The sequence below is a fragment of the Colwellia sp. BRX10-3 genome, assembly GCF_014077505.1.
Classification (GTDB): Bacteria; Pseudomonadota; Gammaproteobacteria; order Enterobacterales; family Alteromonadaceae; genus Cognaticolwellia.
On sequence record NZ_JACGWA010000003.1, the window covers coordinates 226783 to 240629 of the forward strand.

7 protein-coding genes are annotated in these 13847 nt (G+C 39.7%); all 7 read left to right on the forward strand.

Annotated features, from left to right (window positions below; all coding sequences use genetic code 11):
• The first annotated feature begins 399 nt into the window (after positions 1-399).
• The 7 genes from nhaA to recD all read left to right on the forward strand — a co-directional run bounded on the left by nhaA (position 400) and on the right by recD (position 13823).
• Entirely contained in the window at positions 400-1746 is a 1347-nt protein-coding gene (nhaA, locus tag H4J38_RS07770; protein ID WP_182131107.1) for a Na+/H+ antiporter NhaA, read from the forward strand.
• 246 nt (positions 1747-1992) lie between these two features.
• Positions 1993-2325: a YnfA family protein gene (locus H4J38_RS07775; protein WP_182131109.1), complete on the forward strand. Its 333-nt coding sequence runs from the start codon at positions 1993-1995 to the stop codon at positions 2323-2325.
• A gap of 125 nt (positions 2326-2450) precedes the next feature.
• Positions 2451-3611 carry an acyltransferase gene (locus tag H4J38_RS07780; RefSeq protein ID WP_182131111.1) on the forward strand — a complete coding sequence of 387 codons (1161 nt, stop codon included), beginning with the start codon at positions 2451-2453 and terminating at the stop codon, positions 3609-3611.
• A 78-nt stretch (positions 3612-3689) separates the two neighbouring features.
• Complete coding sequence (locus H4J38_RS07785) at positions 3690-4052, forward strand: SRPBCC domain-containing protein (RefSeq protein WP_182131276.1); 363 nt, start codon at positions 3690-3692, stop codon at positions 4050-4052.
• A 117-nt stretch (positions 4053-4169) separates the two neighbouring features.
• Entirely contained in the window at positions 4170-7940 is a 3771-nt protein-coding gene (gene recC, locus H4J38_RS07790) for an exodeoxyribonuclease V subunit gamma (protein WP_259365440.1), read from the forward strand.
• Positions 7937-11728: an exodeoxyribonuclease V subunit beta gene (gene recB / locus H4J38_RS07795; protein ID WP_182131115.1), complete on the forward strand. Its 3792-nt coding sequence runs from the start codon at positions 7937-7939 to the stop codon at positions 11726-11728. Before recC ends, recB begins: the two co-directional genes overlap by 4 nt.
• Positions 11721-13823, forward strand: a complete 2103-nt coding sequence (gene recD, locus H4J38_RS07800) for an exodeoxyribonuclease V subunit alpha (protein WP_182131117.1) — start codon at positions 11721-11723, stop codon at positions 13821-13823. The genes recB and recD overlap by 8 nt, the downstream gene beginning before the upstream one ends.
• Positions 13824-13847: the final 24 nt, after the last annotated feature.

A 13847-nucleotide genomic window follows, 5' to 3' on the forward strand; every position in this document is an offset into this window, starting at 1 on the left:
ACAATGCACTATTGCAAAGCACTATTAGCAATGAAATTTTGATAAAACAGTGTAGCACGAACAAACTATATTAGTGTTTTATAAACAAAATCTTGCTGCAATTTATAGTGGCTTACTTGTATGGTTTAAAACTAAGCGAATGGTAATAATAAATTTGAACAAGGCTTTGAATAAACATGATTAAGTTGGCATTTTGGCTATGAATTAGTATGCTATTAAGTAACTATTAGCTGTAAATATTAAGCAGCTGGTTAGCATCTATCATTTTATAAGCTGACTTTAGAAAGCTTGTCCCTTTAAGTTGCTTTCAGTACTTTCATATTTACAAAAAATATTGGTGTTTTCGGTTAGTTGGAGCTAATTGGTAATTCAGCCCATTTATATCATTAAGGAAACTAGATGACCAACGACTCTAAAAATGCATTAGAACGAGGCTTGAACAATATTCAGCCACAATTTTCCAGCTTTATTCGTGCCCAAACAACCTCCAGTTTGTTTCTTTTGTTGTCAACAATCGTAGCTCTATGGTGGGCAAACTCAATCTACTCAGCAAGTTATGTCAATTTAGTGCACACGCCAATTGGCTTGATTTTTGGCGACTTCGAATTTAAAGCGTCACTTAAGCATATTATTAATGATGGCTTAATGGTGATATTTTTCTTTTTACTTGGCCTTGAGATCAAACGCGAAGTGTTAGTGGGCGATCTGGCGGAACCTGAAAATCGTCGCATGCTGATTTTTTGTGCGCTAGGTGGCATGATTTGTCCGGCATTAATCTACTCAATGTTTAATTACTCTCTTGATTCACAAATAGGTTGGGGCATACCCATGGCCACCGATACTGCTTTTGCTCTCGGTGTGTTGACCATCGTAAGAAAACATATACCTGACAGCCTGTTAGCTTTCATTGTTGGCCTTGCTATTGTTGACGATGTTGGCGCAATACTTGTTATTGCCATATTTTATACTGAGCAAATTTCTATCATGCCACTGTCGAGCGCATTTGCACTTATCGCTTTTTTAGCCGTTGCTAACTATGCCGGCGTACGACAACCACTGTTTTATATTATTGTTAGCATTGCCACGTGGTTGCTAATGCTTAAATCTGGCGTTCATCCTACGGTTGCCGGTGTCGCCATTGCTTTGACCGTACCAGCACGTCCAGAGTTAGCATCAAAAAAATTACTAAATAAAGCAAAATCAATCATTAAATCGATGGAGAAGAAACCTAAGTCGGTAGATGTGCTTGGTAGTAAGGAAGACCACGAAAAGGTCTTAAAAGTACGTGATGTTGTTGAAGAAGCTAGTACGCCTTTGCGTAGATGGGAAGATGCCCTAGATTTGCCAGTAGCATTGTTTATTTTACCGCTATTTGCTTTAACTAATGCGGGTGTAGTGTTTAGCTTAAACTCACTTGTTGATAGCCTGCAACATCCTATTGGTTTAGGTATTATTTCTGGGTTATTACTGGGTAAATTTATCGGTATTTCTGGCGCTTGTTGGCTAGCTCTGCGTTACAAGTTAGGCACCTTGCCCGGTGGCGTTAACTTTCAACACGTTGTAGGTGCTTCACTGATAACCGGTATTGGCTTCACCATGTCTACTTTTATCGCCATGCTAGGATTTGATGGACGACCTGAGCAACTGCAATACGCCAAAACAGCTATTTTAGTTGCCTCGGTACTTGCCGCAGTGCTTGGCGCATTATATCTGAGGTTGAATTCTGTAAAGCAAAAGGGCGAATAACTTTAACTGATAGGCCTAAATTAGGGTAATGTTTATGTTGAAAGTGGATATAAGTTGTTGCCCAACCACTAAAAAGTCAATTAAGCCAAAACTGATAATCGTTTACTTAGTACTGTTCGGATGTGAAAAAATCCAGTTGGCTATATTCATTTACCGCTTTTAGCAACGTCAATATCCTATTAGCAAAACCAGTACAACAAGTAGTTGAGCTAATAGTTGGCAATTTAACTAGATACGAGGACTCTTATGTTTGAACTTAAAACAATCGCTCTTTTTGCCATTACTGCGCTAGCAGAAATTGTTGGTTGTTATTTACCCTACCTTTGGCTAAAGCAAGATAAAAGTATTTTGTTGCTAATTCCAGCAGCGGCAAGTCTCGCATTATTCGCATGGCTACTAACGTTGCATCCTACGGCCGCTGGTCGTGTTTATGCGGCGTATGGTGGTGTATATATTTTTGTCGCAATATTATGGCTTTGGGGCGTTGATGGCGTCAAACCTACATTTTGGGATGTTGTTGGTGGCTCAATTGCATTAGTTGGTATGGCTGTTATTATGTTCGCACCAAAAACGGCATAAATTGGCATTTTTACTGAAATTTAGTTAAGCATGAATGAAGCTTTAAAGATGTATAGAGTATAACCACGCTGCAAGCTATGCCAATGTCATAACATTAATTTATATTTTAAGGATACGGTTATCAAATGGAATTGAAGAATGCTGCCAGGTTATCTGAATTAGATTGGTTGAGGGTTATATTGATTTTTGCAGTATTCCTTCATCATGTTTTTATGCCTTTTAATGGTGATAATTGGCATATCATGAATAATGAATCAAGTAAGTTACTTGATGACGTAATGGTCTATTTTGAACAATTTAGGTTACCTGCCTTATTTTTTATTTCTGGGGTTGGCACCGTTATTTTACTGTCCAAGGTAACAATTAAAAAATTTGCATTAGACAAGTTATTAAGGCTTTTTATTCCTCTACTTGTTGGGTTGTTATTGGTTGTTCCCCCACAGAACTATATTGAAAACATCAATCAACTTCAGTCATACTGGCAAGAATACCCCAAACTTGTGCTTAATTTTGAAGCGAATCATCTTTGGTTTATTGAGTACCTGATTGTATTTGCCTTTCTGGCCATTCCTATCAATATGTTTTTAAATTTTAATTTTGGGAAGGTAGTCATAAACGCGGTGAAAACCATTGCTAAATGCAGAGCAGGATTGTTTTTATTGGTTGGGTTTCTAATCATTATCAAAGTATATTTTTCTTTAACGTTTGCCAGCGATGATAACAAAATTGAGAACCTGTCATCTTCAGCCTATTACTTTTTCTTTTTCATCACAGGTATGATTTTCATTCGTAGTAAAAGTGTTTGGCAAGCCATATGCGACCAACGATTTTTTAATCTAATTATACTGCTCGTTAGTACATTGATTTTCTATGGGTACTATTATTCACCTGATCTGAGTGAATACTTGTCACTAGATACCCGTTGGGCATTATGGTGGACAGTTTGCTGCTTGGTATCCTGGTCTATGCTGTTAACTATGTTAGGTTTCGCTCAGTATTATTTAACAAAAACACCCAAGTGGCTTCACATCAGCAATGAGCTTATTTACCCCTTTTATATTTTTCATCAAACCGTAATAGTGGTGATAGGTTATTTTGTAATTAATTGGCAAATGCCCTTGTCGATTAAAGTAATTTCACTATTCGCTTTATCATTTTTGATAACAAGTGGAATTTGTTATTTCATTATTAAACCCTTTAATATACTTAGGTTTTTATTTGGGTTAAAACCACTAAATAAAGCGACAACAGTGGTTGCTCAGAAGTCAGTAAAGTCGAATTTATAAAGCTGGCGTGATTAGTTTTTCTTAATGTTCAGTCGACATTATGTAAGCCATTAGTATAAAACTAGCGCTAATGATGGCCTGACTCAATGGTGGACCAACGATATCTCAGGGGCAGGAGAGGTTGGTTCAATTATCAAGTTTCGTTTTAATGGCGGCGGCCCTGATTTTAAAGTGATCGAGCTAGTGCCAAATAAAACCGTGCGTTGGCAGCATTCAGGTAATATGCCAGAAGCTTGGATAGGAACCGAAATCAGTTTTAAATTACACCTTGATGGCGCACAAACATTTGTGCGCTTTACCCATGCTAACTGGCAAGAATCTTCAGACTTTATGGCGCATTGCAGTACTAAATGGGCGGTGTTTTTACTGAGTCTTAAAGATGCTATTGAAACGAATCAAGGGCGACCGTTCCCAAATGATATATCCATTGATCATTCTTAATTATGGCAAACGTTTTTTTCAATAAAATTCAATGTCTATGGCACAACAACCGCTAGTGTTATCAGGCTTGATGTGGTTAAATTTAGTTATAAGAAAAATGGCTAAAAAGGCGCGCATTTGTTCTATCTTTATCCCGCTAATAAAATGGAAAATTTGTTAGTATTGCTTGATAAAATCCAGCAACTTTCCCCACTTCCTGTTTTCGCTCAAGACACCGTAATAGTGCAAAATGCTGGCATGCAACATTGGCTTAATATGTCGCTGGCCGAACAGCGGGGCATCAGCATGAATATGAGCTACGCTTTGCCGTCGCAATTTTTGTGGAATTTAATTCGAAATTTAGCCAGCGATGAAGACGTGCCCGAGCAATCACCTTATTCAAGAGAAGTACTCGCTTGGCGTATTGATACTTTATTAGCCTCTAATGAAGTGATTGAAGATAGCGCGTTTCAAGTGGCTAGTGATTATTGGCAGGCTGATTTAAACAATACTGCTAATAATTCATATAGCGAAGCTGAGCAGTTAAAGCGTTATCAATTAGCTTGTCAGTTAGCGGATTTATATGAGCAATACTTAATATTTCGGCCTGAATGGATCCACGCTTGGCATCAAGGTGAGTTTACTGCTTTTGATCACCAAACGAGTGCAGCTGCATCAGATAGTATCGAAGAAGGTGAACATGTTGAAGAAACAGAAGCAAGCAATGCTGTTTGGCAAGGTAAACTTTGGCATTTACTGGTACGCGAACAACCTTATGACCCCCGTGAACTAGTCGCGCTAGCAATAAAAAACTTAAACAATGTCGATAGATTAAAAGCACAAGCTTTACCGCATCGTTTATCGTTTTTTGGCATCAATGCCATGGCACCACTTTGGCTTGAATTCATTAATGCCCTGAGTGAACAAATAGATGTACACTTTTTCCATTTAAACCCTTGTTATGCTTATTGGGGTGATGTGGTTACTGAAAAAAATGCTATTGAAGCTTGGCTTAAAGGCACTGATTTTTCCGCTGAATTTAAATCTTCAGATGAAAGTTGCAGCGAAAACAATCAACAATTGGGCTTCTTTACTGAAAAAGAAAGTACGAAAGTAGAAAGTACTAAAACAAAAGACTCTGATGTAGAAAATACAGATTTAGCCGATATAAACCGACAAGTGGGCAATCCTCTATTAGCCAACTTAGGTCAGCAAGGCAGAGAGTTTATGGCCTTATTGTATCAATACAGTACTATCAATATTGATGTATTTGAGTCAGCTGTAGCAGATTTAGCAAGTGAAGACTCAATGAGTGCAGACCAAGCTAACCCTAGCGCAGAAGCCATCGCACAAGCTAATATTTTAGCCAGTGTCCAGCAAGATATTCTATCCCTCACTGATGCGCGTTCTCCTGAGTCTCAAAACCATGATAATCAATCGCCTAAAGTTGATGGTTCAATTTTAATTACCAGTGCGCACAGTGCTTTGCGAGAAGTGCAAGGTTTGCACGATTGGTTATTGCATCAATTTAATCAGGATAAAAGCTTAACGCCAAAAGACGTTTTAGTGATGTGTCCGCAAGTTGAGCAATACGCGCCTTATGTAAATGCGGTATTTACCCGCGGTTGGCAAGATATTGCTGATGAAGTGCCACCTTTGCCGTGTTCAATTGCTGATCGCATCAGTAAAGACGCCGAGCCGTTAGTTGCCGCGTTTTCACAGTTATTAACCTTGCCTGATAGTCGCTTTCAAGTATCGAGCTTAATTGCTTTATTACGTTTACCTGCGATGCAAGCTCGCTTTGGCATTAACCTTGACGATATTGAAAAAATCACCCATTGGCTTGAAGTTTCATGCGTGCATTGGGGCTTAGATAAAGCCCATAAGCAACAAGTGTTAGCGCAAAGCGAAGCTCAAGAAAGCGAAAAACTGAACGGCACCAGTGACAGCTTTACCTGGCAACAAGGTTTTACGCGCTTAATGCGGGGCTTTGCTTTTGCTGACCATAGCGTTATTTACCAAAACCAGATGTTATTGCCCACCATTGAAGGTAGCGATAGTGAGTTACTTGGCAAACTGATGTTAATTATTGAACAGTTGCAACTAACCGCTATTAGCATGTCGAAAGCGCGCACAGCGGCGCAATGGCAGCAGTTTTTGTTTGATTTATTACAGCAACTCTTCGACGATGAAAACGATAATGGTCTTAATGTGGTGCGCAGCGCAGTTGAGTCGTTAGTGGAATATTGTCAGCACGCGGCTTATACCAGCAATATTAGCTTGGCGGTTATTCGCGATTTTTTGAACAGTCATTTCAGTCAACCAGATCCCGGTCGACAGTTTATGATCGGACAAGTCACTTTTTGCTCTATGTTACCGATGCGCAGTATTCCTTTTAAAATTATTGCGGTATTAGGTTTGAACGATGGAGAATTTCCACGTCAACGCCAACCGTTAAGTTTTGATTTAATGACCACAACACCGGCGCAGTTGGGTGACAGATCTCGTCGAGGTGACGACAGATATCTATTCCTAGAGGCGATAATTTCTGCTCGCCAAGCTTTGTATTTAAGCTATCAAGGGAAAAATATTCGAAATAATAAAGACCGTCAGCCGTCGTTAGTATTAAAAGAGCTGATGGAATATCTTGCCCGCGGTTATGGCTGGCAACTACTGGGTTTAAATGCTGAAGCTGGAGCTAAAACGAATACACTAAGCCAAGTGAGGCAATTACCCATGCAGGCGTTTAGCGAAAAAAATTATCTTGGCAGATTTGCGAGTTTTGACGCTAACTGGCTTCATTTGCGTCGAGCAAAAGTGGATATTGAACCTACTGTTATAAATGGCGCTGCAATAGCCTCAGAAAATAACGTTGTGATTAGTGATGAAATTTTATCTGCCACTGATGTTATTCGTTTTTATCAGCATCCTTCGCGCTATTATGCTCAACACGCGCTTTATTTATATTTAGATAATACTAATACGGTAATTAATGACGTGGAGCCGTTTGTGCCTAACCACCTCGATAGCTATTTACTTAGGCAAGAATTACTCAACTATTACTTAGCTCCCACGCAAAGCAAGCAAAGTTGTGACGACATATTACTCAGCGCTAAACTTTCAGGCAACTTGCCCGACTTACCCAGCACCGATGAGTTGATAAAAGGCTGGCAAAAAGACAGTGAAGACTTTAGTCAGTTTATTATCACGGAATTAACGCAAAATAACGGCTTAACTATTGCTCCTATCGATTGCAACGTCATGCTTGATTTAGCCAATATCTTAACCAATCAAACCTTGCTTGCTGATGGCTTGTATTCAAACAGTGACTTAGAAATATTAACAAAGGTATTACCTAAACGTTTAACACTAAATTGCAAACTGACGATTGTTGATAACAAAGCATTGTTTTATCGCAGCAGTAGCGCGAAAGCGAAAGACTTATTTACCTTATATTTGCATCAGTTAATTATTCAAATAGCACAAGCGGATGAAGCAAATGAAAACGCGGACATATTTGCCAATATTAGCGCTACACATGGTTACTATTTTGACACCAAAAGCCAGAAACCAAGCCAATTTTACTTTAGTGATATTGAAGATGCCAAAGGGCAATTATTACGTTTAATTACGTCGTTTTATTTAGGGCAACATCAGCCACTATTACTTAATGGCGATATTGGTGAAAAAATACGTAAGAGTAAAGTGTTTGAGCAAACGCAGTTCGAACAATTTTGGTCTGACAGTAACAGTTTCCAAGCCTTTGGCGATGATGCCTATGTACAATATTTTTGGCCTCAGTGCCCTGATTATGACGAAATATCGCCAAGGTTATTGACCTTGTATCAGCCGATGTTCGATGCCTTGCAGACAGTAAAGCAAAGTGTAAAGCAGGGAGCTAAAAAATGAAAAATTTAAACGCAAATACCATAGCCCTGCAAGGTAAACATTTAATTGAAGCCAGTGCGGGTACAGGTAAAACTCACAATATCACCCGAATATTCTTACGTTTATTATTAGAGCGAGAGTTACCGATTGAACAAATTTTGGTGATGACATTCACCAAAGATGCGACAGAAGAAATTCGTGGTCGTATTGACGATTTTATTCGAGAAAGTTTGCACAGTTGGGACAATTTAATTGTTAGCGATGACTACTTTAAAACCTTAAGTGTGAATCTGGCTAACAAGAATATTGGCAGTCGAGAAGTAAAAGCTCGGTTAAGCCAAGCGCTGTTGTATATTGACGAAGCTGCTATTTTTACCATTCATGGTTTTTGTAAACGCGTACTAAACCAATATGCTTTTGCTAGTGGTATTAGTTTTAATGCCCAAATGGAAACAGACACCCAAGATATTACCTTAGAAGCCTGCCAAGACTGGTATCGGGTGCTGGCATTAGACACAGAAAATAACAGCCAAGCCTTTAAGTTAGTGACTGAGTTCTGGCCAGAACCCGGCACTTTTATTAATCAGTTTTCAAAAGCATTAACGACACAAAACCAGTTGAACGTGCAAGATCCTGCAAACATAAGTGTTGAATTTAAAGCTTTAGTTGAACAAGCTATTGCGAGTTTGAACGAACATAAAGCCATGTTAACTGAGTCGCTAATTGATGTTAAAAAGGGCGATGAGCGAGAAAAACGTCAGCAAGAGTTAGATTTATTATTAAATTGGTTAGCTAAGCTGTCAGCCGATGTAACGGGCCAGCATGGAAAAATACCTGATGCCTTTATTGATGGCAGGCGTTATGCCCGCTCAAAAGTTAAAAGTGAGTTAGTTGAAATTTTCACTGCAGTTAATACCGTTAAAAAACAGCATCCAGAATTAGCTAAACAACTTAATCGCGCGCATGCCTTACTCGTGGTGAGAAAGGGCATTTATCATATTCGAGCGGAAATCACCCGTAAAAAGTTACAAGCCAATGTTATGGGCTTTGACGATTTAATTAGTACACTAAATGATTGCCTAACCAAGGAACGAGAAATTGAATTAGGGCATGAGCCTGGAAATAAGTCCACACAGGTTTTAGCTGATAGTATATTTTCTCAATTTCCAGTTGCGCTTATTGATGAATTTCAAGATACCGACCCACAACAGTTCTCGATATTAAAAGCTATTTATTATCATCAGCCAAGCGCCGCACTTTATATGATTGGCGATCCGAAACAAGCGATTTATGGCTTTCGTGGTGGCGATATTTTCGCTTATCTTTCAGCACGAAACGATTGTGATTACCAATGGTTAATGGATACGAATTGGCGCTCAAGTGCAGCTATGATTACCGGCTATAATCGACTGTTTTACGGTAATAAATTATCAGACGACGCGGTGGATGTTTTTGGCTATCAAATTCCTTATTTACCGGTTAAAGCCTCGCCAAAGGCGCACGAGAAAGTGTTTTTAGACAGTGAATTTAATGCTTTGCAGTTTGTGCATTTTAATGTTGAATTAGAGTCTAAAGGCAAAGACGGTAAAGATAAGTCGGTTAAACAAAGTTATCGTACAAATATGGCCGCTTGGTGCGCCAATGAAATCGTGCGTTTATTAGCTTGCCCAGACCTTAATATGGCTAGCGGTGATATTGCGCTACTAGTGCGCGATGGTACTGAAGCGGCAGATATTAAATTTGCCTTAAATGAATGTGGTTTAGCCAGTGTGTTTATGAGTAATCGCGCTAATTTATTACAAAGCGACGAAACTAAACATTTACTACAATTGTTAAAAGGTATTCTATTTTTAGAAAATGATCGTTTATATACTGCGGCATTAGCAAGCCCGTTGATGGGTTTTAATCGTGAAAAGCTATTGCAGTTGCAACATGATGAACAACAGTGGCAGCAATTAAAAGTGATTTTTGAAAAGCTGCGAAATGAATGGCAGTTTAAAGGCTTTATCAGCATGGCGTTGCAGTTGATGCACCAACATTTTCATATTGATGTTAGTGATGTCGATAGCAGCTCTGCCGATACTGTTTCCTCTAATACTATTTCTTCCAATAGTAATGCCGATCGAATACTAACCAATTTATTGCATTTATTTGAATTATTGCAGGGTGCAAGTCAACGACATCGTCAGCCACAAGAGTTGCTGTTTTGGTTTGAACAACAAAGCCAGATTGACAATCCAGAAGTTGAAGCAGAGCTGCGTTTAGAAAGTGATGAAAACCTGATCCGTATTATCACGCAACATGGCTCTAAAGGCATGGAATATCCGGTAGTTTTCGTGCCGTTTGCCACGCGCAACAAAGACCCACTCAAGTTCGGTAATCGTAATGTAACTTTTATTGAGCATCACGATGAAAGCGGTGCGCTACATCATAGCCTTGATGGTAGTGAAGAGGCGCGAACGCGCATGGCAGCAGAAGCCTATGCCGAAGCTATTCGTCTACTCTATGTAGCGGTGACTCGCGCAGAAAAACGTTGTTATATTCTCAGTACTGCTTTTGACAACTATGAAAAGTCGCCACTAGGTAAAACCCTTAAATGGTCTGCAGAAACTGACATCGCAACAAGTTTGCAGCAATTAGCACAAGACAACCCAGAAGAGGTTGCGCTTGACGTGTTAGATAACTATTTACCCGAAGGAAAGTTATCCGAAGAACCTTCAGTATCATCAAATATCGAAAGCACCTGTGATGAAACTAATGTTACAGCTGAGCCAGAAGTGGCTAAGTTTACTGGCAAAATTGAACGTGACTGGTGGTTAAGTTCATTTTCTGCCTTGAGCAAAAATTTACGCCATAACGGTGTGTCAGCGCCAGATCGCGACAATCAAGAAGCGATACTGGGTGATGAACAAGATAATATGTTCAACGCACCAACGAATAGCAGTAAAGCGTTACGTTTCACGCTAACCAAAGGCGCACAAACCGGTAACTTGCTGCATGATATTTTAGAGCAAACGGATTTCTCTGCCCCTGATTGGCAAAAAAGTTGTCATTGGCCTTTGGTAAAATATGGCGCTATAGATTGCGAAACGGGTAATACTTTACAAAGCACAGCAGATAATGTTGTAGGAAGTTCTGCCGAGAGTAGCGATAATACTCAGCAAGAACATGGCCAAGCACTATTGGTAGAATGGTTAGAAGAAGTATTACAAACGCCACTTAGCCATGATGATACTTTGTCATTAGCACAGTTAGGGTCTCAAGACACACTGCGTGAAACCGAGTTTTATTACCCTATGCGCTCAGCAAGCAGTAGCCAATTAACCAAACTGTTGACCGAACATAGAAACAACCATGTCAGTAGTGAAGCCAGTAGTAATGCGAATAGTAAAATAGCGCGACAACACCGAGTGCATTTACCCTCTTATCAACAACTTAAAGGCATGATGCATGGCTTTATTGATTTAATCTTTCAAGCCGATGGTAAATATTATGTTTGTGATTATAAATCTAGCCATTTAGGTGATGAGTATAGTGACTATAACGATGTGGCAATGCGTCATAATATTGAAAAGAATCATTATGATTTACAATATCTTATTTATGCTTTGGCATTACATCGGCATTTAAAATATGCCTTAGCAGATTACGACCCAGAGCAGCACTTTGGTGGTATTTATTATTTGTATTTACGTGGCATGAGCGATCAAAGCGAACATCAAGGTTGTGGTGTTTATTATCGTCAAATTACGCTCGCAGAATTAGAGCTACTAGATAGTATTTTTGCGGGGGAAACCACTCATGTCTGAACTCGTTATTAGCAGCGAAAGCAAAGTTACCAGCTACCAAGAGAGTATTTATGCCTCGTTCCAGCATGCCGCACGTCAAATAGATGGTCTGGTTGCTGTAGACTACTTTTTTGCGAAAGAAATAAGCCAATGTCTGGACTTTTCTGGGGCTAGCGTTTCTAACCAAGAAACTATCAAAGCATCTCGCCAAGAGACTGAACAGCAGCAATGGTTTCACTTATTAATTGCCTTAAGTGCAAGTTTACGTGACGGCCATAGTTGTTTGCCACTTGCGCAAGTCGCGGGCAAACGCTTATTTATTGACACTATTAATCAAAGCGACACGAGCACTAAAGGCTTTTTATTTTCTGATCTAGAGACACTCACCGCGTTAATGGCAACATTACCCTTAGCTGATTCTGATAAACAAGCCCCATCTGAGCAGCAACCGATAGTATTCAGTCATAACCGTTTGTATTTGCGCCGTTACTATCAGTTTGAACAAGAATTAAAACAAGTTGTTCGCGAGCGACGAGTTGTTAGTAGCAAGTCAGCTGGTTCAGCGGATAATAACCGTGAGACATTTGATGATGTTGGTAATATTAAAAGCATTATAGCGACTTTGTTTCCAGAACTAGCGCAACAAAGCGACACACAAAGTAGCGAAATTGATTGGCAAGCCGTTGCCGTAGCCAATGCCATAAATAAAAATTTTGCCATTATTGCCGGTGGTCCCGGCACAGGTAAAACTTACACGGTAACTAAACTGCTGGCTGCGCTAGTGATGCTTGCCCGCGTAAATTTCGAAAGCCAAAAGGAGAGTCAGTTTACAGCACCAAACATTTCTTTAGTGGCGCCTACCGGTAAAGCAGCACAGCGCTTATCAGAATCTATCACCAGTGCGGTAAAAGCTTTTCGCGGCAGTATTGATGACGAAGTATTAGACCTTATTCCAGAACAAGCAAAAACCATACATAGATTACTTGGCGTTATTCCGGAGCAGGTAAACTTTCGTCATCATCAAGATAATTTACTCGATATAGATATTTTGCTCATCGATGAAGTGTCTATGGTCGACTTACCTATGATGGCAAGAATTTTTCGGGCGTTGCCAATCAATACTAAAGTGATTTTACTCGGTGATGCCGACCAATTACCTTCAGTTGCGGTTGGCAGTGTTTTAGCTGATTTTGCGCCGCGTCCTCACCTAGGTTATAGCGCTTTGAACCATCAATATTTAGCACAAGTAACGGGGTATCAGTCGCTTACTAAAGATCAAACTGCCGATGCAAATTCCGCACAATATAGCGCTGCCGATTGCGTAACTTTTTTAATGAAAAGTCGTCGATTCGATGGTGAAGGCGGTATAGGCCGAGTCGCGAATTATGTAATAAATGGTCAATATCAAGAAAGTTGGCAGTTATTAAAGCAAAGTGAAGCACTTGATAGTTCATCTCAAGACGAAGCCGTTAGCAACGACAAACAATTAACATTATTATCAGGCAACGTTGAAACTTGGCTAACACCACTTGTTGAAGAGTATTACCTAGGCTTATCTCAATGTAGCAAGGTTGAAGATGCTTTCGCATTATTGGCAAAGTTTCGAATTCTATCGTCGACTCGTAAAGGTCCACAAGGGGTTGAAAGCCTGAATGCTTTAGTTATTGATATTTTACGTAATAAAGGTGTTATTCCGTTTAATCGTTTTGAGTCAAATACAAGCTTGTATGCCAGTCAGCCGATCATGATCAACGAAAATGACTACCGTTTAGGCGTTTATAATGGCGATATTGGTGTACTTTGGCGTAATAGCCAAGGGCATTTAATGGCGGTATTTGAGAATGTACAGGGTGGTTATGACTGGATCTTGCCCTCGCGTTTGCCTAAGTTTGAAACGGTTTACGCGATGACCATCCATAAAACCCAAGGTAGTGAGTTTGAACATGTCGCTATGGTGCTGCCTGAGCAGAAAGACAATAGATTATTGTCGCGTGAATTATTATATACTGGTATCACCCGAGCAAAGCAGCAGTTAAGCATCGCCAGTAGTCAGAGTGTTTGGCAAAGCGGCGTAAGTCAGCAAGTTAAACGTCACTCTGGGCTAGCTATTGAATAGTTCCAGATACCGTTACCGTTATTA